The organism is Sphingomonas flavalba, from assembly GCF_047553045.1.
Classification (GTDB): domain Bacteria; phylum Pseudomonadota; class Alphaproteobacteria; order Sphingomonadales; family Sphingomonadaceae; genus Sphingomonas_L; species Sphingomonas_L flavalba_A.
This window is the reverse complement of sequence record NZ_CP180208.1, coordinates 245,470-270,366: the sequence shown is the minus strand read 5'-3', so window position 1 is coordinate 270,366 and position 24,897 is coordinate 245,470. Positions and strand designations below refer to the sequence as shown.

Here is a 24,897-nt window from a genome sequence, read left to right as displayed (position 1 = left end):
CCGCGCTGCCCGTAAAGCCGCGCGGCCATGTCCGCGCCACTGATCATCGCCGTGCCGAAGGGCCGCATCCTTGACGAAGCGCTGCCGCTGCTCGCCCAGGTCGGGATAGAGCCGGAAGCCGCCTTCGCCGATCCCGACAGCCGGGCGCTGCGTTTCTCGACCAACCATCCGACGATTTCGCTGATCCGGGTCCGCGCGTTCGACGTCGCGACCTTTGTCGCCCACGGCGCGGCGCAGATCGGCGTCGTCGGTTCCGACGTGCTGCTCGAATTCGACTATTCGGAACTTTACGCGCCGGTCGATCTGGGCATCGGCCGCTGCCGCATCTCGATCGCCGAACCGGTCGGCCTCGCCGCGACGGAACAGCGCGAACGCAGCCACGTCCGCATCGCCACCAAATACCCGCATCTGACCGCCCGCCATTTCGAGGCGCAGGGCATCCAGGCCGAATGCGTCAAGCTGAACGGCGCGATGGAACTCGCCCCCACCCTCGGCCTCGCTTCCCGTATCGTCGACCTCGTCTCGTCCGGCCGCACGCTGAAGGAGAACGGGCTGGTCGAAGTGGAGGTGATCGCCGAAGTCTCCGCCCGCCTGATCGTCAACCGTGCCGCGTTCAAGCTGCGCGCGGCCGAGGTGGCACCGCTGGTCGAGGCGTTCCGCAAGGCAGCGGCATGACCCCCCTCGTGCGCCCCTCGACTACGCTCGGGATGGACGGGACGGTGCCCGGCCCTGCCCCTTCCGTCGCCCGGAATAGCACAGCCTTCTTCCAAACCCGTCCATCCCGAGCGCAGTCGAGGGACGCACAATCCCGCCGCCGCTCCACCAACACCCCAACACCCCCGCGCATCCCGACCGCAGCCAAGGGACACGCCACCCCCACCAACACCCCCACATCTCCGTCCATCCCGAGCGAAGTCGAGGGACCCACCACGCTCCAGCCCAACCGCGCCCGCCCATGACCCAGCGCCTCACCGCCACCGCCTCGGATTTCGCGGCCGCCTTCACCGCGCTGGTCAACGCCCGGCGCGAAGCGGATGCCGATGTCTCCCGCGATGTCGCGGCGATCATCGCTGCGGTCCGCGCCAATGGCGACGCAGCGGTTGCCGACTATACCCGCCGCTTCGACCGTTTCGATCCGGACACAGCGGGCTGGACCGTGCCCGCTGCGGAGCGCCGCGCCGCGCTCGACGGCCTGTCGCCGGACCTGCGCCGCGCGCTCGATCTCGCCGCCCAGCGCATCGCCGCCTACCACGCCGCGCAAAAGCCGGCGGATAGCGATTCGGTCGACGCCGCCGGCGTCCGCCTCGGCGCGCGCTGGCGCCCGGTCGATGCCGCCGGGCTGTATGTGCCGGGCGGCCGCGCCGCCTATCCCAGTTCGCTGCTGATGAACGCCATACCGGCGCGGGTCGCCGGGGTCGCGCGGCTGGCGATGGTCACGCCGGCACCGGACGGGGCGCTCAATCCGCTGGTCCTCGCCGCGGCGGAAATCGCCAGTATTGACGAAATCTGGCGGATCGGCGGCGCCCAGGCGATCGCCGCCCTCGCCTACGGCACCGCGCGCATCGCGCCGGTCGACGTCATCACCGGTCCGGGTAACGCCTGGGTGGCAGAGGCGAAGCGCCAGCTTTTCGGCGTCGTCGGCATCGACATGGTCGCCGGGCCAAGCGAAATTGTCGTCGTCGCCGATGCGGATAACGATCCGGATTGGATCGCCGCCGACCTGCTGAGCCAGGCCGAACACGACCCGACCAGCCAATCGATCCTGTTCACCGACGCCGCCGGCTTCGCCGATGCGGTGGCGGCGGCGGTCGAACGCCGCCTGCCTACCCTCGCCACCGAAGCGACCGCACGGGCCAGCTGGCAGGCCAACGGCGCGATCATCGTCGTCGAACGGCTGATCGACGCGGCGCCGCTGGTCGACCGGCTGGCGCCGGAACATCTGGAACTGGCCGTCGCTGACCCGGCTCCGCTGTTCGACGCCGTCCGCCATGCCGGGTCGATTTTCCTCGGCCGCTACACGCCGGAAGCGGTCGGCGACTATGTCGGCGGGCCGAACCATGTACTGCCGACCGGGCGGCGCGCGCGTTTCTCCTCCGGCCTGTCAGTCACCGATTTCATGAAGCGGACCAGCTTCCTGTCCTGCGATTCCGCCGCACTCGCCGCAATCGGCCCGGCGGCGGTGGCGCTGGCCGAAGCGGAAGGGTTGCCGGCCCATGCCGCCTCGGTCGCCGCCCGGCTGGACGGCTGACCGCCGGACATCTTCCCCCACAATTGCCGCACACCCCCACCCGGCTCTCACGAAAGCGGGACGCGCAATTCCATCTGCCGCGAAAAGGCTCTAGGGGGACGCGCAGTATGACTAAATCCAACCGTTCCCAGTCCCGATCGGCGGCGCGGCTCGCCGCCGTCCAGGCCCTCTACCAGCATGAGATGGAGGGTACCGAGCCGCCACGGCTGCTCCACGAATTCCACCACCATCGTCTCGGCGCGACGATCGAAGAGGTCGAATATGCCGAGGCGGAGGTCGATTTCTTCGACGATGTGGTCAAGGGCGCGATCGCTCGCCGCGACGAAATCGACACGCTGATCGGCACGCACCTCGCCGCCGGCTGGTCGCTCGACCGACTCGACCGGCCGATGCGCCAGATACTGCGCGCCGGCACCTATGAATTGCTCGCGCGCGCCGACATTCCCGTCGCCGCGGTCATCAGCGAATATGTCGACGTCGCCCATGCGTTCTACGACAAGCGGGAAACCAGCTTCGTCAACGGCCTGCTCGACGCGGTGGCGAAGCAGGCGCGGCCGTGACCGCGCGCGGCGGGCGATGAACGAAGCCGCTTTCATCGCCGCGCTGCGCACCCTCGCCACCGACCCGGCGGCACGTGGGCTTGTCGACGACGCGGCGGTGCTCGGCGATCTGGTTCTGACCCACGACATGATCGTCGCCGGCGTACATTTCCTTGCCGACGACCCTCCCGCCGACGTTGCGTGGAAACTGGTCGCGGTCAACCTGTCGGACCTGGCCGCCAAGGGGGCGGAACCGGTCGGTTGCCTGCTCGGCGCCGGACTAAGCGGTGACGCCGGGTGGAACGCCGCCTTCGTCGACGGGCTGGGCGCGGCGCTGGCGCATTTCGCCCTGCCGCTGCTCGGCGGCGACACGGTGGCGATGCCGGCCGGGGCGCCGCGCAGCTTCGGCCTGACCGCGATCGGTCGTGCCACCGTCGCCCCGTCGCGTGCCGGGGCGCGGGCGGGCGACGCGCTCTACGTCACCGGCACGATCGGCGATGCCGGGCTTGGCCTCGCCCTGCTCCGCGCCGGCCGCACCCAACCTGCGGCGCCGATCGCCGCCTATCGCCGCCCGGTCCCCCGCCTTGCCGATGGCCGCGCGCTCGCACCGCATGTCAGCGCGATGATGGACGTGTCCGACGGCTTGCTGCTCGATGCGGCGCGAATGGCGGCGGCGAGCGGCCTTGCCCTCACCCTCGCCCTTGACGCTGTGCCGCTGTCGGATGTGGCACGGGCGGAAGGGCTGGCCGTCGGCGACGCCGCCACCGCTGGCGACGATTATCAATTGCTGTTCGCTCTCGCGCCCGACCGCGCCGTCCCTGTCGCCGCCACCCGCATCGGCCGGTTCGCGACAGGCAGCGGACTGGCGCTCACCGATGGCGGCGAACCAGTGCCGCTTCCCGCCCGGCTCGGCTATCTGCACGGCTGACACCCGCCGCCGACCCCGGCCGTGCCATTCGCTTGTCAAATCGAAAAATCGGCCCCTATACATATGACGGCATAAAAGACGCGGATGCCGCCCTCGGGTCTACGCGTCGAGAGCAGGGGAAGGATTGATAGATGACAGTGGTCATACTCGCCATGATTTGTGGCGTGATTGCGGTGCTGTACGGCGTCGTTACCAGTCGGCAAATCCTCGCCGCATCGGCTGGCAATCAAAGGATGCAAGAGATCGCCGGTGCGATCCAGGAAGGGGCCAAGGCGTATCTTGGCCGTCAATATCGTACCATCGCGATCGTTGGTGTTGTTGTTGCAGTCATCGTCGCTGTTTTCCTCGGCATGGTCTCGGCCACCGGCTTCGTGATCGGCGCGCTGCTCTCCGGTGTCGCCGGTTACATCGGCATGAACATCTCGGTCCGCGCCAACGTCCGCACGGCGGAGGCGGCACGCGGCTCGCTGCAGGGCGGCCTCACCCTCGCCTTCCGCTCCGGCGCGGTCACCGGCATGCTCGTCGCCGGGCTCGGCCTGCTCGCCATCGCCGGATTCTACTGGTATCTTACTGATATTGCCGGAAATTCTCCGAATGACCGAATCGTCATCGACGCGCTTGTCGCCCTCGCCTTCGGCGCCTCGCTGATCTCGATCTTCGCCCGCCTCGGTGGCGGCATCTTCACCAAGGCCGCCGATGTCGGCGCCGATCTGGTCGGCAAGGTAGAGGCTGGGATTCCGGAGGACGACCCCCGCAACCCGGCAGTTATCGCCGATAACGTAGGCGACAATGTCGGCGATTGCGCCGGCATGGCCGCCGACCTGTTCGAAACCTATGTCGTCACCCTCGGCGTCACCATGGTGTCGGTCGCGCTGCTCGTGCAGACTTCCGCCGCCCAGCTCGCCGCGCTGATGGCGCTGCCGTTGCTCGTCGGCGGCGTCTGCATCATCACCTCGATCATCGGCACCTATTTCGTCCGCCTCGGCGGCAACCAGTCGATCATGGGCGCGCTCTACAAGGGCTTCTGGGCCACCGTAATCCTCGCCGTCCCGGCGATCTACTTCGCCACCCAGTACGCGCTCGGCGACATGCATCAGGTGATCGGCGGCGCCGAATTCCTGCAAAGCGCGACCGAAGGTTTCCCCGACGGTCTGGTCGACACGACCACCGCAACCGGCATCGCCGGCGGCGTGACCGGCATGGGCCTGTTCTGGTGCATGATGATCGGCCTTGCCGTCACCGGCCTGCTGGTCTGGATCACCGAATACTACACCGGCACCGGCTATCGTCCGGTCCGCTCGATCGCCAAGGCGTCGGAAACCGGCCACGGCACCAATGTCATCCAGGGGCTGGCGATCAGCCTGGAATCGACCGCACTGCCGACGCTGGTCATCGTCGTCGCGGTTATCGCCGCCTACCAGATCGCCGGCGTCATCGGCATCGCCTTCGCCGCCACCTCGATGCTGGCACTCGCCGGCATGGTCGTTGCGCTCGACGCCTATGGCCCGGTGACCGACAATGCCGGCGGCATAGCCGAAATGGCTGGTCTGGAAGACGAAGTCCGCCACCGCACCGATGCGCTCGACGCAGTTGGCAATACCACCAAGGCAGTGACCAAGGGCTATGCGATCGGTTCGGCCGGCCTTGCCGCGCTGGTGCTGTTCGGCGCCTACACCACCGACCTCGGCATCTTCTTCCCGGATCTCGCGGTCGATTTCACCCTGTCCAACCCCTATGTGATCGTCGGCCTGCTGCTCGGCGCGCTGCTGCCCTATCTGTTCGGCGGCATGGGGATGACCGCGGTCGGCCGCGCCGCCGGATCGGTGGTTGAGGAGGTTCGCGCCCAGTTCCGCGATAACCCGGGGATCATGGAAGGGACCAGCCGGCCGAACTACGCGCGCACCGTCGACCTCGTCACCAAGGCGGCGATCCGCGAGATGATCGTGCCGTCGCTGCTGCCGGTACTCGCGCCGCTGGTCGTGTTTTTCGCGGTCAGTGCCGTCGCCGGCCGGGCGGAAGGTTTCGCCGCGCTCGGCGCGCTGCTGCTCGGTGTCATCGTTTCCGGCCTGTTCGTCGCCGTGTCGATGACCTCTGGCGGCGGGGCGTGGGACAACGCCAAAAAGTATATCGAGGACGGCAACCATGGCGGCAAGGGCAGCGAAGCCCACAAGGCTGCGGTCACCGGCGATACCGTCGGCGATCCGTACAAGGACACCGCCGGTCCCGCCGTCAACCCAATGATCAAGATCACCAACATCGTTGCGCTACTACTGCTCGCGGCGCTGGCCCACGCGGCGATCTGATCCCGGTCACCTGAAACGCCGCCCCGGCAACCGCTCCTTCCAGGAGCCGGTTGCCGGGGTTTCTTTTTGCCCGCTATCCCTCTGTTCAGCCGGTTTGCCCAGAGATAGGCTGCCGCATCAATACGATGCGCAGGGGAAGGCGGGATGGTCAGCGACAGCGATAAGGGTACCGCGTCAGTCGATCGGCGGACGATGATAAAGACGGGAGGTGCGGCGGCGGCGCTGCTGGCGCCGGCCGTGGCCAAAGCGGCGCGCGGCGATGCCGATCAGGCGGCGGTACTGAAGACGATCGACGCCAATCGGGACGCGGCGGTGCAGCGCCTCGCCGACTGGATCAAGCTGCCGTCGATCGCCGCCGAGAAGCGCAATATCGACGAAGGCGTCGCCCACATGATCGCACTGGCGCAGGACGCCGGCTTTCAGACCGCGAAGGCCATCCCGACCGGCGGCGTACCGTCGGTGCTGGCAACGCTGGATAGCGGCGCCAAGCACTGGATCGGCGTCTACTTCATGTACGACGTCAAGCAGTTCGACCCGGCAGAGTGGTCGTCGCCACCGCTGGAGGCGCGGCTGGTCGACCGGCCCGGCCTCGGCAAGGTGATGGTCGGGCGCGGCGCGGTGAACCAGAAGGGGCCGGAAATGACCTTCCTCGCCGCCGTCCGCGCCTTCAAGGACAGCGGCCGGAAGTTGCCGGTCAACATCGCCCTGATCGCCGAAGGCGAGGAGGAGATCGCCTCACCCAATTTCCCGAAGGCGATCAGCCATCCCGACGTGCTGCCGATCCTGCAGAAATGCGTCGGCGTGTTCATCCCGTCCGCCAGCCAGGCGATGGACGGCACCAGCACGCTGACGCTGGGCGCGAAGGGCGCGGTCGAGCTACAGCTGATTTCCAGCGGCGAACGCTGGGGGCGCGGGCCGACCAAGGACATCCATTCGAGCAACTTCGCCCGCGTCGACAGCCCGGCCTGGCGGCTCGTCCAGGCGCTCGACACGCTGATGAAGCCGGACGGGCACACCATCGCGGTCGACGGCTGGTACGACAATGTCCTGCCGCTCTCCGCGCGCGAAAAGGCGCTGATCGCGGAAACCGCGAAGCGGACGAGCGAGGACGAAGTGAAGCGCCAGCTTGGCGTCAAACGCTGGATCAACGACGAGTCCTGGGTCCAGGCGCTGGAACGGCTCGCTTCGCAGCCGACGATCAACATCCAGGGCCTGGTCGCCGGCTATACCGGGCCGGGCGGCAAAACGATCCTTCCCCATCGCGCCGTCGCCAAGATGGAGTTCCGCCTGACCCCGGCGATGACCAAGGAAGAGGCGATCGCTAAGTTCAACGCCCATCTGAAGAAGCACGGCTTCGACGATCTGGAGGTGGAGATCACCGGCGGCTACGGCCCGACGATCACCAACGAGGACAGCGCGCTCGTCCGCTCCGAAAAGGCGGTGATGGAGCGGCTGGGCGTCGCCTACACGATCATCCCGCGCAGCGCCGGGTCATGGCCGGGCGTCGTCTTCTCCGGGCCGCCGCTCAACCTGCCGGCCGCGCAATGGGGCATGGGCCACGGCAGCGGCGCGCACGGGCCGGACGAATATTTCCTGATCGACAGCGCCAACCCGAAGGTGATGGGCATGGCGGAAGCGAGCAAGGCCTATGTCGCCCTGCTCTACGAGATCGCCAAGCAGGCGGCGATCCGCGCCTGACCGCGGCGGGTACGCCGTCAGGCCTTGTCCGGCCCGGCGCGCTCCGTCCAGCGCGGGCGCTCCATCTGGAACAGCTCGGGCTGGCGCGCATACCAGCCGGCGCCGTGCATCCGCGCAATCAGGTCCATCGCCGGCGTGTCGATGTGCAGCCGGTCCCGGTCGAGCAGCAATGCGTCGTCGATATGGGCGTGGACGACCTCGGCGATCACCGCAGTCTGGTGCGGGCCGGTCTCGATCGCGTGCAGCACCCGGCATTCGAAACTGGCCGGCGCGGTCGCGATGCGCGGCGGCGCCACCTGCGCGGATGGCGTCAGCGCCAGCCCGGCCAATTCCGCCTCGCTCACCTCCGGCGGGGCGTCGATGCAGGTCAGGTTCATCGCCGCGCCATGCGTCGTATCGACCAGGTTGACGACGAACTCCCCGGTCGCGCGGATATTGGCAGCGGTGTCCTTCAGCCGTCCCTCGCCACGCGCGAGCAGGCCGAGCGCGATCGTCGGCGGCGCGTCGCCCAGCACGTTGAAGAAGCTGTAGGGCGCGGCATTGACCGGCCCGCCCGGCCGGCACGACGTGACCCAGGCGATCGGCCGGGGCGTCACGCATGCCGTCAAAATCTTGTAGCGCCCCTCCCGCGGCAGGGCGCGCATGTCGACGTCCACCGCCCTAGCCCTGGCGGACGACGGCGGCCTTCGGCGCCTCGTCGACGATAAGCCGGAACACGTCGGGCCGCGCATAATGGCCGACGACGTCGAAATCATATTTGCCGCGCACCACCTCGCCCAGATCGATGTCGGCATAAAGGATGGTCTCGCCGCTAAAATCCGGGCCGGCGAGCAGTTCGCCGTGCGGACTGACGATCAGGCTGCCGCCACGCATCAACACCGTGTCCGGCGCATCGCCCAGAGCACATTCATAATCGGCCGGGAACACCCCGCGGGTGATGTGCTGGCAGGCGGAGAGCACATAGCAGCGGCCTTCCAGCGCGATGTGCCGCATCGTCGCCGCCCAGCTATCGCGGTCGTCGGCGGTCGGCGCGCAATAGATGCTGATCCCCTTGTCGTACATCGCCAGGCGCAGCGCCGGCATGTAGTTTTCCCAGCAGATCACCGCGCCGATCCGGCCCAGGCTGGTCTCGAACACCGGCAGGGTCGATCCGTCCCCGAACCCCCAGATCAGGCGTTCGGCGGCCGTCGGCATCAGCTTGCGATGCTTGCCGACCAGCCCGTTGGCGCCGTCGATGAACAGGGCGGAGCAGTAAAGCGTGCCGCCGTCCCGCTCCAGCGCGCCGATCACCACGAACAGGCCGGTTTCGGCGGCCGCCTCGGCGATCACTGCCAGTTCCGGCCCATCCAGATCGACCGCGCCGTCATGGTAACGGCGAAAGGCGTCCCGCCCCTCCGGCTTGCGCAGGCCGACCGGGGCGCCAAACGACGCCCCCTTCGGATAGCCGCCAAGGAACACTTCCGGGAACACCGCAAGCCGCGCCCCGGCCGCCGCCGCCTCGCGAACCAGCCGGGCGGCCTTCTCCGCCGAGGCGAGCGGATCGAACGGCACCGACGCCGACTGGACTACCGCTGTCTTATACTGGGTCATCTGAAGCCTCCGTCCGCTTGCGATAGCCGGTCGGCCATCGCGTTGACAGCCCGAGTGGATATATTTTAGGCCTATAATAGCTGCAAGGGAGCGCGCCGGTGGCGACCGAAAGCTACGACCAGTATCGCGAAGAAATGATCGGCCGCGCCAACGTGGCCGACACCGCCGAGCTGGTCGATTTCTACCGCGACCTGGAACGGCAGCACGCCGGCGCGCTGTGGACCGTCGCCAACAAGATCGAGCCGTGGGAGCCTGCCTCCCCTTCCGTCCCCGTCGTCTGGCATTACGACCGGCTGCGCGCCCATGTGCTGCGCGCGCTCGATCTGGTGACGCCCGAACAGGCGGGACGGCGCGTCGTCTATCTCGCCAATCCGGGGCGGGTGGACGTGACCGCGGCGGTCGGCTGGCTCTATTCCGGCATCCAGGTGATGGCGCCGGGCGAGCTGGCGTCCAGCCACCGCCATTCCGCATCGGCGCTGCGCTTCATCATCGAAGGGTCCGGCGCCTTCACCAATGTCGACGGTCACAAGATGACCCTCGGCCGCAACGATTTCGTGCTGACCCCGAACGGCACCTGGCACGAACATGGCGTCGCCGAAGGCGGCACCATCTGCACCTGGCAGGACGGGCTGGACATTCCGCTGATGAACGCGCTCGACGCCAATTTCTACGAGGTCCACCCGGACCTGCAGCAGGCGGTTCCGTTCCCGATCGACGATTCGACCGCCAGTTGGGGCAATCCCGCGCTGAAGCCGGCGGGCGAAAACTGGTCGAAACGCTATTCGCCGCTGCTCAAATATGAATGGGCGCCGACCTACGAAGCGCTGCTGCGCTACAGCCGGGTCACCGACGGCTCACCCTATGACGGCATCCACATGGATTATGTGAACCCGTTCACCGGCGGCCCGCCGATGTTGACGATGGGCGCGTCGATGCAGTTGCTGCGCCCCGGCGAGCACACGCTGGCGCACCGGGAGGTCGGCTCCTTCGTCTATCAATGCGCCAAGGGGGCCGGGCACTCGATCGTCAACGGCCACCGGCTCGACTGGAAAGAACGCGACATCTTCGTCGTCCCGTCGTGGATGTGGCACGAACATGCCAACGCCTCCGCCAGCGAAGACGCCTGCCTGTTCTCGTTCCACGACCTGCCGGTGATGCGATCGCTCGGTCTCTACCGGGCCGAAGGCCTGGCCGAGAATGGCGGCCGCCAGCCGGTTCTTCCCTGATCTCCCGCTCCCGAAAGGATTGCCATGCGTCTCGTCACCTATCGCGCCACCATCGAAGCGGAGAGCCGGCTTGGCGTGCTGGTCGACGATCTGGTCGTCGACGTCGCGGCGCTCGGCGCCCGCGCCAACGTGCCGATGCCGTCGCGGATGCTGGACTTCATCGATCTCGGCCCGGTCGCCCTTGCCGAGTTGAGGGCGCTGCTGGCGGCGGCGAACGGCCGCTGGCCGGTCGGCGGGGCGCTTCCGATCGAGAATGTGACGCTGCTCGCGCCGATCCCGCGCCCGCGCAAGAACCTGTTCGGCATCGGCCTCAACTATGTCGAGCATGTCAACGAAAGCGCCCGCTCGCTCGACACCGCCAAAGACCTGCCGAAGCAGCCGATCATCTTCTCCAAGCCGCCGACCTGCGTCATCGGCCCCGGCGACCCCGTCGTCCACAACGGCGCGATCACCCAGCAGCTCGACTGGGAGGTGGAACTGGCTTGCGTGATCGGGCGCAGCGCGCGTCGGGTGTCGACCGAAGCCGCGCTGAACCACGTGTTCGGCTACACCGTGTGCATCGACATCAGCGCCCGCGACAACCGCCGCGCCGGCCAGTGGATCTATTCGAAGGGCATGGACAGCTACGCGCCGCTCGGCCCGTGCATCGTCACCGTCGATGAGATTCCCGATCCGCAGACGCTCGACCTGTGGCTGACCGTCAACGGGGTTGAAAAGCAGCGGTCGAATACCCGCCACATGCTGTTCGACGTCGCCACCCTGATCGCCGACATCAGCCAGGGTATCGCGCTCGAACCCGGCGACATCATCGCCACCGGCACGCCGGCGGGCGTCGGCGCCGGCCGCGATCCGCAGGAATGGCTGTGGCCCGGCGACGTGATCGAGGCTGGAGTCGACGGCATCGGCACCCTGCGCCACCCCGTCGTCGCTGGCTAAGCAAGACGGTCTGAAACCAGACCCACGCTATCCGGCCTCCGCCGCCCATAACACATGGGCGTTAACCTCCAGCCGCAGCATGGCGCGCAGCGCTTCGCCACGGGCGGCGATCTCTGCTCGGCGCGCCTCGCGCGCCTGTCTTTCGGCATAAAGCTGATCGGCAAGATCGATCGCGCCCAGCGCGCGGCCGCGCGCGGTGCGTCCGGCAACAGCTTCGGCCTGCGTCGCCGCCTCTGCGACTTCCTTCCAGACGTCGAGCAGCATCCGGGCGTTTGACAGGGCCGCACTTGCCTCCGCTTCTACCTCGCGCTCGGTGGCGGCCAGTTCCAGCGCGACCGAACGGGTGGCGGCAGCGGCATCGTCGACAGCGGCAGCGCGATGCCGTCCGCCGATCGGGATCGACGCAACAAGCCCGGCTCCTTTTTCCATGCCACCGCGCTCGCTGAACAGACGAATGCCCAGCGATGGGTCGGCAACCCGGTCCGCACGCGCACGATCGGCAAGCACGACATGGCGACCTGCTTCCGCTCGGGCGGCGGCGATCGCGTGACTTTCCGCGACAACCCGATCGCGCAATGCCGGCAAGCCATCCGCACGCGCCGTCGGTTCAGCCAGCGCCGGCGGGTCCACCGGCAGCGGCAGTTCCGGAAAGCTTGCCGCCAATACCGCGCGGGCCGCCGCCGCACGGGCCCGCGATTCCGCCAGTTGCGCCTTTGCCATCGCCAGTGCCGAGCCCGCCCGGTCTCCATCGAGCGGGGCAGCATCGCGCAAGGCGATCTGTCGGCTGACCCCGGCACGCGCCTGCTCCAGATTGGCGACCGCCTCCGCGTCGGTCCGCGCGAGAGCGGTCGCGGTCAACCAGTCATACCACAGCCGCCCCAGCGTCAGCGCCATCGCGTGACGGGCGTCGGCCAGACGATTGCGCGCCGCATCGATGACAAGCCCCCCCGCCCTTCGGTCGAGCGCCGCCTTGCCGGGCAGGCGGATCGGCCTGCTGATCGTCGCGTCGAATTCGCCGAAGCGCCCCTCCATCTCGATCGAGCGGCGGGCGTAACCACCCTCGACGGTGATTTCATGCGGGCCAGCGCGCAGCATGTCGGCCTGCGCACGCGCCGCATCGAGCCGGGCGGACGCGGCAAGGACCGTCGGGTGATTATCGAGAGCGGCAGCGACCAGTTCCGGCACCGGCAGATCGGCGCGCTGGCCATGGGCGGCAGTGCCGGCCAGCATGACCGTGCCCAGCGCATAAAGCCATCGTGAAAGCGCCGCCTCCTTCATGCCACCCGCCCCGCCGCCAATACGGGCATGACCTGCCAACGCACCGGTCCGCTGCGCTGAAGCGCCGCGACGCTGGCGACAAGCCCGTCGACCGCATCCCCCGGCACGATCAGGGCGACCGCCGCCCGATCGAGCTGTCCGGCGACCTGTTCAGCGGTGCAGGCATCGCTAAAATCGCGTCCGAAAACGGTTTCAGGACGAAGGTGCACGATCCCGCCAGCCACGTCGCGCATGGCCTGGGCGATCATACCGCCGTCAGCGGCGGCGCAGTAGAAGGTGAGCATCACGTCAGGCATAGCTGACCTCCTCGGCGGCTTCACCAAATCGCTCGAACAGCATCGGTAGCAAGATCAGCGTCAGCAGTGTCGAGGTGACAAGGCCGCCGATCACGACGATCGCCAGCGGCCGCTGGATTTCAGACCCCGGTCCGGTGGCGAACAGCAACGGGACAAGACCGAATGCGGCGATGCTTGCCGTCATCATCACCGGCCGCAGGCGGCGTTCGGCACCCAGCCGCACAGCCTGCGCCATCGGCATGCCTTGCGCTCGCAATTGCCGGAAATAGGTGACCAGAACCAATCCGTTCAGCACCGCGATGCCAAGCAGCGCAATAAAGCCGACCGATGCCGGCACCGACAGATATTCTCCCGATATCCAGAGGGTCAGGATGCCGCCGACCAGCGCGAACGGGATATTGGCGATGATCAGAGCAGAAGCACGCAACGACCGGAGTGCGCCGACCAGCACGAGGAAAATCAGCAGCAACGCGACGGGAACGACCAGCATCAGCCGAGCCGAGGCCCGCTGTTGATTCTCGAACTGCCCGCCCCAGACAAGCCGATAGCCATCCGGCAGGGCAATCTCGTCCGCAACCGCCGCCTTTGCTTCATCGACATAGCCGACCAGATCGCGGCCGGACACGAAGGCCTGGACGAGCGCGTAGCGGGCGCCATCCTCATGATCGATCTTCACCGGACCGGCAACGCGGGATAGGCCCGCAAGATCGCTGACCCGGGCCAGGCTGCCGTTCGGCGAACGCAGCATCAGATCAGCGAAGCGCGCAGGGTCATTGCGCAACGTGTCGTCGCCACGGACGATAATCGGCGTCCGGCGCTGCCCCTCGGCGACTATTCCGGCATCCATCCCTTCCAACTGGGTCCGCATCGCATCCTGTAGCGTATCGATCGGCATACCGGCGCGCCCGGCCGCCAGCCGATCGATGTCGATCTGTAGATAGTCGACCGTATCATTCGCGACGGTCAGCACCTCCGACGCGCCACGCACCCGCGACAGCACCGCCTGCACGCGCCCGGCAAGATCGGCGAGCGTGCCAAGGTCCGGACCGAAGACCTTGATCGCCAGGTCCCCGCGTGCACCGGTCAGCATTTCCGATACCCGCATCTCGATCGGCTGGGTGAAGCTGACATCGGTGCCGGGCAGGGCCTGCATTGCCTCGCGCATGCCGGCGACGATCTGGTCCTTGTCACCGCGCCATTCAGCACGCGGTTTCAGCATGACAAAACTGTCCGCCTCGCCCAGCCCCATCGGGTCGAGACCGATCTCATCGGTGCCGACGCGGGTGATCACCGCAGTCACCTCCGGCACCTTTGCCAGAATGGCCTGCTGCGCCGCTATGTCCATCTCGACCGATCGAGCGAGGCCGATGCTGGGCAGCTTGGCGGTCTGCATGACGACGGACCCTTCATCCATCGCGGGCATGAAGGCCTTGCCGACCGCGCCGTAGGCGACCACTGCCGCCACCAGGCCTGCGCCAGCCAGCATGTAGACGACCGGTTTGTTGGCAAAGGCCGCTTCGAGCAGGGCACGATAGCGCGGCATCAGCATGCGCATGATCCACGGTTCGGCATGCCGGCCCGGACGCAGGCCGAGCGACGCCAGCACCGGCACCAGCGTCAGCGCAATCAGCAGCGACGCGATCAGCGCGATGATGATGGTCAGCGCAACCGGGCCGAACAGCTTGCCCTCCAGCCCTTCCAGCGACAGCAGCGGCAGAAAGACGAGGGCAATGATCAGGATACCCGCGGCAACCGGGACGATGACGTCGCTGGTGGCGCGGAATACATGGTTGAGACGCGGGCGATGGTCGGCCGGGTCGGCGCCGTTCAGGCGCTCCACGACATTTTCGACCACCACGACCGCGCCATCTACCAATATGCCGATGGCGATTGCCAGTCCGCCCAAACTCATAAGATTGGCCGTCAGCCCTACCCCGCGCATGACAAGGAAAGTGATCAGCGCCGCAAGAGGCAAGGTGGCGGCGACAATAGCCGCGGCGCGCCAATCCGCGAGGAACAGGATCAGCAGGATGACGACAAGCACCGTCGCCTCGAGCAGCGCCTTTTCGACGGTGCCGACAGCGCGGTCGATCAGGTCCGACCGATCGTAAAAGACATGAATGTCGGTGCCGGCCGGCAAGGTTGCCTGCACTTCGGCCAGACGGACCTTGACGCCATCCACTACCCGGCGCGCATCGGCGCCGCGCAGGGCGATCACCAGCCCCTGCACCGCTTCGCCCTGTCCGTCCTTGCTGACCGCGCCGTAGCGCGTGACGCTGCCGATGCCGACCTCGGCGACATCGCCGAGCCGGATGACCTTGCCGTCGTGCGCCCGGAGCACCTGAGCCTGCAGATCGGCCACCGTCCGTATGGCGCCGACCGCGCGGACGATCAGTACATCCTCGCCATCGGCAAGGCGCCCGGCACCATCGTTTCGGTTGCCTGCCTCTATCGCTTCCCGCAAATCGTCCATGCCCAGCCCGGCGGCGGCCAGCGCCACCGGGTCCGGCCGGACCTCAAACGCCTTCACATGCCCGCCGAGCACATTGACATCGGCAACACCCGGCACGGTGCGCAGTGCCGGACGGATCGTCCAGTCAAGCAGGCTGCGCTTGGCCTCCAGCGACAACGGCCCTTCGATCGTGAACATGAACAATTCGGACAGCGGCGTCGAAATCGGCGCGAGACCGCCGGTGACCGTCGGCGGCAATTCTGCCATCACGCCAGACAACCGCTCGGTCACCTGTTGGCGCGCCCAGTAGATGTCCGCACCATCCTCGAAATCGATGGTAATGTCGGCAAGGGCGTATTTGGCGAGAGAGCGCAGAACAACCTGCCGGGGAATACCCAGCATTTCCATCTCGATCGGGGTGATGACGCGCGTTTCGACCTCCTCCGGCGTCATGCCCGGTGCCTTCAGGATGATCTTCACCTGCGTCGGCGCGATATCGGGATAGGCATCCACCGGCAGCCGGGCGAACGCCCAGGCGCCAAGTGCCGCGATGATTCCGGCGACCAGCAGCACAAGCAACCGGTAGGACAGGGAATAGGCAACGAGTGCGCGCAGCATCGGCGGTCAATCCGCCGCCGCGAGCGATTTCAACTCACTCACCGCGCTTACCGCCACCTGTTCGCCAGGCTTGAGGCCAGACAGCACAACCTGCACCCCGTCTGTGCCGCCGCCCTCACCAAGCTGGACCGGGCGTACCGCCACCCCTCCCTTGGTCCGGACAAAGGCCAGCGTATCATCGCCCAATCGGGCGATCGCTGTCGCCGGCACCCGCACCGCGCCGTCCGGCGCCGGCCCCAGCACCGACAGGATCAACGACTGACCGGATCGCAGCCCGGTGGCATCCGGAAAGTGGGCGGTCAGCATCGCGGACCGCGTTTGCGGGTCAAGCGTCGTCCCGACCGCGACGACCTGCCCTTCCAGGCCGGATGCCGCGATGACGCGCATACCGGGGTGCACGCGACCAATCAGCCGATGCGGCAGCTGCACCTGCGCCTGCAACGGCCCGGCGCCATCGATCACGAACGGTGCAGCGCCGGGGTCGAGCGCCTTGCCGGTTTCAATCGTCATCGCGCTGACCCGGCCGCCGATCGGCGCGATCAGTGCATAGCTTCCCCCCGCCGCTCCATTCGCCATGCCGACCAGACGCGCATGTTCCTGCACATCGATCTCTGCCTCGCGGAGCGTAGCACGCGCCTCGTCCAGACGTGCGGCGGCGACAATGCCCTCACGGTTCAACTGCCCGATCCGGTCGGCGCTCGCCCGTGCCACGGCCAGTCGCGCGCGCGCGCGTGCCAGATCGGAGCCAAGCGACACCATGTCGCGGCTCGATACCGTCGCCAGAGTCTGGCCGGCGCGCACGACATCGCCTTCGACGACATGAATGCGGGTGACGATGCCGGGCAATTGAGCGGCGACGGCGACCCGAGCATTCGGCGGCGGAGCGATCTGCGCCGGCAGGGCAGCGACCGGCTCGACCAATGCCGGTTCTGCAGCTGCGAAGCGCAGCGACAGAGCAGCGACCTGATCCGCCGTCAGTGGTATCTCGCCAGACGTCGCAACGTTCGGCGGGCGTGGCGTGTCGCCACCCGCGCCGTCGCCACCCCGGCCGGAGAACACCAGCCAACCGGCGATCACCAGTGCAACCACGCCAAGCGCCGCCGCCCAAAACCCTTTGGTCCTTATCATGACGCGCAGCTAGGCGGAGAAAACTGACGCCCCGCTGACGAGGGGTCAGCTTTTTGCGAAGATCAGCCGCAGTTCGCGCTTTTCCTCATCGGCCGTAAGCCACCCGCCATGCGCCGCCATGATCCGCGACACGATCGCCAGACCAAGGCCTGCGCCGTTCGCGCTCGCATGATCGGCACGACTAAGACGCTGGGTCATGGCGTGCAGGCGAACGACGGACAGTCCGGGGCCACCGTCTCGCACCGCGAGCTCGGACGGTCGGTCGGCAAGGATGACGACCGGCACCTTTGCATCTGTGACCCGCAACGCATTCTCGACGAGGTTGCGCAGCGCGGCGGCCACGCTTTCCCGCCGCCCCCGTATTATCCCCGCCCGTTCCCCACGCAGTTCCAGCACTTTGCCGTCGGCAAGCGCCGCAGGTGCCATCCGCGCAACCACGTCACCAGCCACTTCGACCAGATCCACATCGTCGGGCGGCAGGTGCGCGGCTGCTTCGGCATCGATCTGGGCGAGCAGCATCAACTGATCGATCAACCGGCGCATCGCCGCCACATCCGCACGCATCGCTTCGGCACGGGGATCGTCCAGCCCGTCTAGCTCCAGTGAGAGCAGCGTCAGCGGCGTGCGCAGCTCATGCGCTACGTCGGCAGCAAACGCTTCGTGCGCAGCGGCGGCCCGGTCGACCCGGTCGAGCAACCGATTGACCGCATCGGCGAAGGGCACGGTTTCGACTGGCAATGTCGACGCATCGACCCGGACGCCGCGCGCTTCGCCGCTCGCAGCGTTGATCCGCGCCGCCGCCTCCGCCAGCGGCTGCACCCCCCGCCGGATAGCCCACCGCCCGGCAAGAACCGTCGGGATCGCCAGCAGCACCATCGGCAGGCCGATATGTTCGAGCAGTTCGTATGCCGACCGCCTCAGTTGATCGAGATCGGCGAAGTGCAGGATCGATATCTGGTATTCGACCCAGATGAAGACAAGCAGCAGAAACAGCCCGGTAGCGGATACCAGCGCAAGGCTGCGCATCAGCCGGCCGAGGATCGACTCCTGACGCTTCACGGCACGTCTTTCAGCAAGTAACCAACGCCGCGGACGGTGTGGAGTTGGCCGTTCGCACCGGCTTCGTCCAGTTTGCGGCGCAGCCGGGACACGCTCGCCTCGATCGCGTTGGGGGTGACCGCCTCGTCGAAACGATACAGCGCGCTCTCCATCGCCTGGCGCCGAACCACCTGCCCCGCCTGGCGCAGCAGCAGTTCCAGCAGGTCGGCCTCTCGCCGCGTCAGGTCGAGCACCCGTCCCGCGACATGGGCGGCACGCCGGCTGCTGTCGTAGAAAATCTCGCCGACCTGCAGCACGGTGCCGGCGCGGCGGCCCGGCCGGCGGAGCATCGCGCGCAGCCGCGCCGCCAGTTCGTCCAGCGCGAAGGGTTTAACCAGGTAATCGTCGGCACCGGCATCAAGGCCGTTGATCCTGTCCTCCAGCCCGTCCCGCGCGGTCAGGATCAGCGCCGGCGGTTCTCCACCCGGCGGACGGCCGCGGAGCCAGGCCAGCCCGTCGCCGTCAGGAAGGCCGAGGTCGACAATCATCGCGTCGAACATGTCCGTGCCGAGCGCCACGTCGGCATCGGCCAGCGAGGCGACGTGGTCGCAGCGATAGCCGCGCTGATCCAGCCCCTCGGCAATCCGCTTCGCCAGCCGGATATTATCTTCGATGATCAGCAGCCGCGCCATGGTCCGCCCTCACCCGATGCCGCCCCGATCACATGCACACCGCAGCGCGGGCAAGCGGCGCGAGGATGGAAGACGGTGGTGCCCAGGGACGGAATCGAACCGCCGACACTGCGATTTTCAGTCGCATGCTCTACCAACTGAGCTACCTGGGCATGCCCGCACGGGCGGGAAAGGCGGCCTATAGAGGCGGCCGAGGGGGGCTGTCCAGTCCATCTTCGCCGGTTTCGCGCGCGGGGATGCGATAGGACTCGCCAAGCCAGGCGAGCAGGTCGCGATCGCGGCAGCCCTGACCGCAGAACGGGGCGTGGGGAGCGGCGGGGGGCTTGCCGCAAATCGGGCAGCGATCAGGCCTGGCGGAATTCGACATCGCCGGCGGATATGGCGAGCGAAGGGTCGGTGCGCAAGGCGACCGGGGCGCCGATGCGGCGGGCGAGCGTTTCCTGCCAGGTTGTCAGGTGAAACACGACGGCGGAATCGGCAACCAGCGTGCAAAGCCCGGCGCCGGGGGTGCGTTCGGCGCGGCGGAGGAGCGCGAGGGCGGCGGCGCGGGCCGGGTCGTCGCGCAGCATTTCCAACAGCGAGGCGCGGGCGCGGCGGCGGACGACCTGTAGGAAACCGAAACCGTTGACGGCGGTGCGTTCGAACGGCTGCGGCAGCGCGGCGTCGAGCGCGGCGGCGGCGGCGAGGCGAGCGGCGCGATCGGGCACGGTCGGCAGGTCGATGCCGATCGAGCCGCCGATACCAAAGCGGCGGATCGCCTGCCCCGCCGCCCGCGCCCCGGCAACGGCGAGCGCCGCGGGGGCGAGCGTGCCGTCGACGTCGATCAGCGTCATCGCCGGGGTCAGCGCAATGCGCAGCCCGCCGCCGGGGAAGGCCACATCGCCGGTCATCGCCGCGTCGAGCAGTTCGCCCCACCCCGCGGCCTCCAGCCGGTCCGGCTGATGCGCGGCGAGACGGCGGACCGGCAGGCCGGTGGCGGCGACGCGGTCGGCGAGCGCCGGTCCGGGCGCCGGGGCGGCACCGGCGGGGGCGGCGCGCAGGCGCAGGCGCTTCGGATGGCCCGGCTCGGCCAGCGCCTCGCGCGTCACCTCCGCCAGGAAAGTGCCGCCTTCGCTCAGCCCGGCGGGGATCGGTTCAAGCCAGCCTTCGAGGTCGCCGCCGTCGAGCCGGGCGATGCCGCGCCGACCGGGGACGAGCAGGCGGACGAGGCGGGCGGAGACGATCGCGCCGGGGCGCGGCGCCGGATCGTCCCGCTCGACCAGCGCCTCGACGATCGTGCCGCCTTCGACCAGCGCGGCGCGGGTTTCGCCGACGCCGTCCTCGACCAACCACTCAGCCGGCGGCATGGCCGGCGGCGGCGAGCAGCGCGCGGGTTTCGAACAGCGGCAGGCCGACGACGCCGGAATGGCTGCCCGACAGGAAGCGGACGAACGCCTCGGCGCTGCCCTGGATCGCGTAGCCGCCGGCCTTGCCGCGCCATTCGCCGCCGGCGAGGTAAGCGGCGACCTCCGCATCGGTCAGCCGCTTGAACGCGACGACGCTGGTCGACAGGCGGTGGCGCGCGGCGCCGGCGGCGTCGACGAGGGTGACGGCGCTCAACACCCGGTGGCGGCGGCCGGAGAGCAGCGCCAGGCAGGCGGCGGCGGTCGCCGCATCCTCTGCCTTGGGCAGGATGCGGCGGCCGACGGCGACGACGGTGTCGGCGGCGAGGATGGTGGCGCCGGGGTGGCGCGCGGCGACCGCAGCCGCCTTCGCCGCCGCCAGCCGGCGGGCATGGGCGGCGGGGAGTTCCGCCTTCAGCGGCGTTTCGTCGATGTCAGCCGGGTCGATGGCGTCGGGGGTGATGCCGATGCGGGCGAGGAGATCGCGGCGGCGCGGGCTGGCGGAGGCGAGGATCAGCGGCATCGGCCGCCCCTGCCCGGCCCGCGCCCGGCGGCGCCCGGCATTACTTGAAGCGGTATGTGATGCGGCCCTTGGTCAGATCATACGGGGTCAGTTCGACCAGCACCTCGTCGCCGACAAGGACGCGGATGCGGTTCTTGCGCATCTTGCCGGCGGTGTGGCCGAGAATTTCATGGTCATTCTCAAGCTTCACGCGAAACATCGCGTTCGGAAGCAGCTCGACCACCTGGCCGCGCATTTCGAGCAGTTCTTCTTTCGCCAAATTCGTGCCTCTGGACCTTGGAGGAATCAGAAAAAATCGGGCCGCCTTACCGCCGAAGGGGGGAAAAGGGAAGCAGGGGCTGGATGCGGGGCGGCTTCCCTTTGGGGTTCATATATATATCGCAAACGCAGCCGGGCATCCCATAAGCTCCGCATAAAGAGTTCAATGTCGTGTCCGCATTTAGCTGCCCCAAGATCCACAACGAGGAAGCTGAGTTCGCCCACTTATCGCGTAGCATCTGGAACGGCTCGCCGGTATGCCCGCATTGCGGGAGGTTGGGCCGCATCGCGAAGGACAAAGCGAATCCCGAAAAGCGCGTCCGTGTTGGCCTGTGGCGCTATGGCGATTGCAATCGGCAGTGCACCGACAAGATCGGCGCGCTGTTCGAACATATGCGCCTCCCGCTGAACAAGGCGATTCAGGCGGTTTATCCCATGACTAGCAGCAAGAAGGTCATCAACGCCCTTCAACCGCACCACGTCCTTGAGATCACCTATAAGGCCGCGTGGTTGTTGGCCCTCCGTATCCGCGAAGCCATGACGGACGGCGACTTTACCCGGCTCGGCGGCGCTGGCGGAATAGTGGAAGTGGACGACGCGTTCATCGCCCAACTCAAGGGGGTCGAGAAGCGCCTTGCCTTGCACCACAAGACCAAGGTTCTCGCCCTCGTTGACCGCAACACCGGAAATACCCGAACGATGGCTGTCAAGAATGTGAAGGCCGAAACGTTCATGTCGATCTTTCGCGCCACCGTCGCTCGCGAGGTCCGCGTGATGGCTGACGAGCATTGCGACTACGGCGGAAGGCTACTTCCGGATCCTCAAGTGCGGCGTGAACGGGTTCTATCAGGACAACGCCGAGCAGCATGTGCACCGATATCCGGCGGAATATGAGCTCTGCTACAATAGCTGGGCGCTCTCCACTGCAACGACACCAATCGCGCCGTCGCGGCCGCGTGGGGGATTGCAGGAAAACTCCTCGCCCACGGGCAACCCGCCGTCCGAATCTCGAGAAACGCGCACGACTAAATACAAGAAACTGACGAGACAGGCAACGATTGCGACAAAACAAAAGAGTGCGAAAAGACTGAAATGCGGAAGAGTGCGGGGCAAGCGCTTGACACGATCGGCGTTAATGCCGCATACAGCAAAACGGCCCCGAACCGCTGCAAGCGAATCGAGGCCGTCCATGGGGGCGTAGGTTCTTCTTGGCGGTCGAACCCTACACCCCTCATTTAGAGGAGTTCACGGTGCCTGATGCACTTGTGAAGGTCAAGGCGCTTGTCGCCAATTATCGTAAGTGGGCGAAGGCCTCTGAGGATGAGGGCCATACCGCTCGCGCCAATCGCTACACCCGCAACGCCGAAAATCTTGAGGCAGTCGTGGAAGAGCTGGAATTGTCGCGAAAGCGCCTTCTTTCAGTTCCTACCGAGTACGGTGATCTATCTGATCTCCCCCCATCCGTTATCGCTCAACTTAATCTCGCGAAAATCGACGAGTTGGAGCAGCAAATGCGCGATATAGTTGCTGCGGCGAACGGAAAAGAGGTCGGACTGGACTCGATCATCATCGAGCTTTGGCGCCGCCACAAAGTCGAGCAGGAGCGCCGTTTTATCATGAATAAGCTGTACCGGATGGCCCAAAAGGGAATCATAAACAGTGTCGAGGGCCGGAAGGGCGTCTATTATATTCCCCAAGCGTCAAGCGGTTGGGACTCTAAAGCAGGGGGTGGTGTCGACAATCTAGATGAAGACATCCCCTTCTGATGTGCGAACGCCCCACCTGTGAGGGTGGGGCGTCCAGAGCGTTGGGCCTAGCATAGTGCGGGGTGCCGGCTACCCACCTGTCGCCCCGAGGGTGCAAGTCCCTCTAGGTCCACCGTCTCTTTCGCTGTTATATAGCGACCCCATACCTTCGTCGCAACGCCATTAAGGAATCGTATCGTGCCGGATGAGCAATCGCAGATGGACACGATCAAGGAAGCCGCCCGCAAACATGAGGCGGACGAGGATGAAGCGTATTGGAATGAGCGGCTGAAGAAGGTCGCGAAGGCAAAGGCGTCACCGCCGGAGAATCCGGAGTGAAGTCCGTTGCTGTTCTTGCGATCGGGGCCTTGATTGCTGCATCGACGCCAGCGCGCGCTTCGGACTGCGGCGACGCTATTGATCGCTACAACTTTGCCCTCAGCGACGTGTCGTATGCCCTGAGGCGGTACGGTAACTGCCTTTCAAACAGCGATGGTCGAGACGATTGCTCCACTGAGTTTCGGCGCCTCAAGAGCGCACAGAGCGAATTAGAATCCGCCGTTGGTGAGATATCCTCCCACTGCGATTGAGTGTGTTTGAAGACTATACCGCCGTCTTTCTTTTGGGGGTGCAGGGGCATAGGCAGGGGGGACTGACAGGCGGGGGAGCGGGCGAGGATGCGGCATGAACAGCAGGCGGACCTGCCCTATCTGCGCAAGGTGGTCGGCGCGTCGATGGCGGGGACGGTTGTCGAGTGGTACGAGTTCTTCCTGTACGGCACCGCCGCGACGCTGGTGTTCGGCAAGCTGTTCTTTCCCGATACCGGCAACGAGCTGGACGGGATCATCGCCGCCTTTGCCACTTATGCCGTGGGGTTCATCGCGCGGCCGCTGGGCGGGGTGGTGTTCGGCCATATCGGCGACCGGATCGGCCGCAAGGCGTTGCTGCAATTCAGCCTGGTGCTGATCGGCGTATCGACGTTCCTGATGGGCTGCCTGCCCGGTTTCGCCAGTGCCGGATACTGGGCGCCGGTGATGCTGGTGACGCTGCGTTTCATCCAGGGCTTTGCGCTGGGTGGGGAATGGGGCGGCGCGGTGCTGCTGGTCACCGAGCATTGCCCGAACCGCAGCCGCGGCTTCTGGGGCAGCTTTCCGCAGGCAGGCGTGCCGCTGGGCAACCTGCTGGCGACGGTGGTGCTGCTGGCGCTGTCCGCCGCGCTGCCCGACGAGGCGTTCCTTGCCTGGGGCTGGCGCGTCGGTTTCTGGCTGTCGGCGGTGATTGTCATCATCGGTTATTACATCCGCACGCAGGTGAGCGATTCCCCGATTTTCGAGGCGGCGAAGGCCAAGGCGGAGCAGGCGGCGGAGGCGGGGTACGGGCTGATCGAGGTTGTGCGCCGCTACCCGCGCGGGGTGTTCACGGCGATGGCGCTGCGGTTTGGCGAGAACATCGTCTACTACATGGTCGTCACATTCTCGATCACCTACCTGCACCATCGCGGGGTCGACACGACGCGCATCCTGGCGTTGCTGTTCGCGGCGCATGTCCTGCATGTCGTCGTCATCCCGCTGGTCGGGACGCTGGCCGACCGGATCGGCCGGCGGCCGGTCTATGCGGCGGGGGCGGCGCTGACCATGGCGTGGCCGTTCCTGGCCTTTCCGCTGTTCGACAGCGGGGCGACGGCGATGATCCTGCTCGCGATCATGCTGGGGCTGGCGGTCCACGCGCTGATGTATGCGCCGCAGCCGGCGATCATGGCGGAGATGTTCCCGACGCGGATGCGCTATTCGGGCGTGTCGATCGGTTATCAGGCGACGGCGATCATCGCCGGTTCCTGGGCGCCGCTGATCGGCACGGCGTTGCTGCGCGCGTATGACGCGTGGCTGCCGATCGCGCTCTACATATTGGGCGCGGGGGCGGTGAGCCTGGCGGCGGCGCTGACCATGCGCGAGACGCGGGGGGCGTCGCTGGTCGCGATCGACGCGGAAGACCGGCGGCGGCTGGCGGCGGAGGGGTAGC

At 67.2% G+C, this 24,897-nt stretch carries 24 protein-coding genes and 1 tRNA gene; 11 read left to right on the top strand and 14 right to left on the bottom strand.

All coding sequences use genetic code 11. From position 1 onward, the window contains the following. Positions 1–27 precede the first annotated feature (27 nt). The 6 genes from hisG (at position 28) to ACMT1E_RS01275 (ending at position 7,716) form a co-directional block, all read left to right on the top strand. Positions 28–675, top strand: coding sequence for an ATP phosphoribosyltransferase (gene hisG / locus ACMT1E_RS01300; RefSeq protein WP_414901735.1), 648 nt, complete (start codon positions 28–30; stop codon positions 673–675). A 280-nt stretch (positions 676–955) separates the two neighbouring features. Beyond that, on the top strand, positions 956–2,248 hold the full coding sequence (gene hisD, locus ACMT1E_RS01295) for a histidinol dehydrogenase (RefSeq protein WP_414901733.1): 1,293 nt from the start codon (positions 956–958) through the stop codon (positions 2,246–2,248). Positions 2,249–2,355: 107 nt separating this feature from the next. Next, positions 2,356–2,808 (top strand): transcription antitermination factor NusB, encoded by a 453-nt coding sequence (nusB, locus tag ACMT1E_RS01290; protein ID WP_414901731.1) that lies wholly within the window; start codon positions 2,356–2,358, stop codon positions 2,806–2,808. Between the two features lie 16 nt (positions 2,809–2,824). Beyond that, positions 2,825–3,715 (top strand): thiamine-phosphate kinase, encoded by an 891-nt coding sequence (gene thiL / locus ACMT1E_RS01285; protein ID WP_414901729.1) that lies wholly within the window; start codon positions 2,825–2,827, stop codon positions 3,713–3,715. A gap of 131 nt (positions 3,716–3,846) precedes the next feature. Next, the gene (locus ACMT1E_RS01280) at positions 3,847–6,018 is read left to right on the top strand and encodes a sodium-translocating pyrophosphatase (protein WP_414901728.1); all 2,172 of its coding nucleotides are present in this window, start codon (positions 3,847–3,849) and stop codon (positions 6,016–6,018) included. 144 nt (positions 6,019–6,162) lie between these two features. Continuing rightward, positions 6,163–7,716: a M20/M25/M40 family metallo-hydrolase gene (locus ACMT1E_RS01275; protein WP_414901726.1), complete on the top strand. Its 1,554-nt coding sequence runs from the start codon at positions 6,163–6,165 to the stop codon at positions 7,714–7,716. 17 nt (positions 7,717–7,733) lie between these two features. On the opposite strand, the gene ACMT1E_RS01270 is transcribed toward ACMT1E_RS01275, so the two are convergent. Together ACMT1E_RS01270 and ACMT1E_RS01265 are read right to left on the bottom strand one after the other, a co-directional pair. Continuing rightward, positions 7,734–8,360: a flavin reductase family protein gene (locus ACMT1E_RS01270; protein WP_414901724.1), complete on the bottom strand. Its 627-nt coding sequence runs from the start codon at positions 8,358–8,360 to the stop codon at positions 7,734–7,736. Between the two features lie 16 nt (positions 8,361–8,376). Then, positions 8,377–9,306 (bottom strand): carbon-nitrogen hydrolase family protein, encoded by a 930-nt coding sequence (locus tag ACMT1E_RS01265; RefSeq protein ID WP_414901723.1) that lies wholly within the window; start codon positions 9,304–9,306, stop codon positions 8,377–8,379. A gap of 98 nt (positions 9,307–9,404) precedes the next feature. Here ACMT1E_RS01265 and ACMT1E_RS01260 point away from each other — a divergent pair, with 98 nt between their 5' ends. Both ACMT1E_RS01260 and ACMT1E_RS01255 read left to right on the top strand, forming a co-directional pair. After that, on the top strand, positions 9,405–10,532 hold the full coding sequence (locus tag ACMT1E_RS01260; RefSeq protein ID WP_414901722.1) for a cupin domain-containing protein: 1,128 nt from the start codon (positions 9,405–9,407) through the stop codon (positions 10,530–10,532). 24 nt (positions 10,533–10,556) lie between these two features. Beyond that, on the top strand, positions 10,557–11,468 hold the full coding sequence (locus ACMT1E_RS01255) for a fumarylacetoacetate hydrolase family protein (protein WP_414901720.1): 912 nt from the start codon (positions 10,557–10,559) through the stop codon (positions 11,466–11,468). A 27-nt stretch (positions 11,469–11,495) separates the two neighbouring features. Here the strand turns inward: ACMT1E_RS01255 and ACMT1E_RS01250 are convergent, their stop codons facing one another. From ACMT1E_RS01250 to infA, 11 genes are all read right to left on the bottom strand, one after another. Next, positions 11,496–12,746: a TolC family protein gene (locus ACMT1E_RS01250; protein ID WP_414901719.1), complete on the bottom strand. Its 1,251-nt coding sequence runs from the start codon at positions 12,744–12,746 to the stop codon at positions 11,496–11,498. Next, a complete protein-coding gene (locus tag ACMT1E_RS01245) occupies positions 12,743–13,042 on the bottom strand; it encodes a DUF3240 family protein (protein ID WP_414901718.1) in 300 nt (99 codons plus the stop codon). Before ACMT1E_RS01245 ends, ACMT1E_RS01250 begins: the two co-directional genes overlap by 4 nt. Beyond that, entirely contained in the window at positions 13,035–16,112 is a 3,078-nt protein-coding gene (locus tag ACMT1E_RS01240) for an efflux RND transporter permease subunit (RefSeq protein WP_414901716.1), read from the bottom strand. Before ACMT1E_RS01240 ends, ACMT1E_RS01245 begins: the two co-directional genes overlap by 8 nt. Before the next feature lie 6 nt (positions 16,113–16,118). Continuing rightward, the gene (locus ACMT1E_RS01235) at positions 16,119–17,240 is read right to left on the bottom strand and encodes an efflux RND transporter periplasmic adaptor subunit (protein WP_414901714.1); all 1,122 of its coding nucleotides are present in this window, start codon (positions 17,238–17,240) and stop codon (positions 16,119–16,121) included. A gap of 45 nt (positions 17,241–17,285) precedes the next feature. After that, the gene (locus ACMT1E_RS01230; protein WP_414901713.1) at positions 17,286–18,299 is read right to left on the bottom strand and encodes a sensor histidine kinase; all 1,014 of its coding nucleotides are present in this window, start codon (positions 18,297–18,299) and stop codon (positions 17,286–17,288) included. Further along, positions 18,296–18,970 carry a winged helix-turn-helix domain-containing protein gene (locus ACMT1E_RS01225; RefSeq protein WP_414901712.1) on the bottom strand — a complete coding sequence of 225 codons (675 nt, stop codon included), beginning with the start codon at positions 18,968–18,970 and terminating at the stop codon, positions 18,296–18,298. The genes ACMT1E_RS01230 and ACMT1E_RS01225 overlap by 4 nt, the downstream gene beginning before the upstream one ends. 76 nt (positions 18,971–19,046) lie before the next feature. Next, positions 19,047–19,122, bottom strand: a tRNA-Phe gene (locus ACMT1E_RS01220). 26 nt (positions 19,123–19,148) lie between these two features. Next, positions 19,149–19,337 carry a DNA gyrase inhibitor YacG gene (locus tag ACMT1E_RS01215; RefSeq protein ID WP_414901710.1) on the bottom strand — a complete coding sequence of 63 codons (189 nt, stop codon included), beginning with the start codon at positions 19,335–19,337 and terminating at the stop codon, positions 19,149–19,151. Further along, positions 19,315–20,316, bottom strand: coding sequence for a ribonuclease (locus tag ACMT1E_RS01210; RefSeq protein ID WP_414901709.1), 1,002 nt, complete (start codon positions 20,314–20,316; stop codon positions 19,315–19,317). Before ACMT1E_RS01210 ends, ACMT1E_RS01215 begins: the two co-directional genes overlap by 23 nt. Then, positions 20,303–20,875, bottom strand: a complete 573-nt coding sequence (locus ACMT1E_RS01205) for a Maf family protein (RefSeq protein ID WP_414901707.1) — start codon at positions 20,873–20,875, stop codon at positions 20,303–20,305. Before ACMT1E_RS01205 ends, ACMT1E_RS01210 begins: the two co-directional genes overlap by 14 nt. 40 nt (positions 20,876–20,915) lie before the next feature. After that, entirely contained in the window at positions 20,916–21,134 is a 219-nt protein-coding gene (infA, locus tag ACMT1E_RS01200) for a translation initiation factor IF-1 (protein ID WP_010162480.1), read from the bottom strand. A 170-nt stretch (positions 21,135–21,304) separates the two neighbouring features. Here infA and ACMT1E_RS01195 point away from each other — a divergent pair, with 170 nt between their 5' ends. Beyond that, positions 21,305–22,027 carry an IS1595 family transposase gene (locus tag ACMT1E_RS01195; RefSeq protein ID WP_414901705.1) on the top strand — a complete coding sequence of 241 codons (723 nt, stop codon included), beginning with the start codon at positions 21,305–21,307 and terminating at the stop codon, positions 22,025–22,027. 6 nt (positions 22,028–22,033) lie between these two features. On the opposite strand, the gene ACMT1E_RS01190 is transcribed toward ACMT1E_RS01195, so the two are convergent. Further along, positions 22,034–22,324 (bottom strand): hypothetical protein, encoded by a 291-nt coding sequence (locus tag ACMT1E_RS01190; protein ID WP_414901704.1) that lies wholly within the window; start codon positions 22,322–22,324, stop codon positions 22,034–22,036. A gap of 59 nt (positions 22,325–22,383) precedes the next feature. On the opposite strand from ACMT1E_RS01190, the gene ACMT1E_RS01185 reads away from it, so the two are divergent. Next, on the top strand, positions 22,384–22,899 hold the full coding sequence (locus tag ACMT1E_RS01185; RefSeq protein ID WP_414901702.1) for a hypothetical protein: 516 nt from the start codon (positions 22,384–22,386) through the stop codon (positions 22,897–22,899). Between the two features lie 656 nt (positions 22,900–23,555). Next, positions 23,556–24,896, top strand: a complete 1,341-nt coding sequence (locus ACMT1E_RS01180; protein WP_414901700.1) for an MFS transporter — start codon at positions 23,556–23,558, stop codon at positions 24,894–24,896. The last annotated feature ends 1 nt before the right edge of the window (position 24,897 follow it).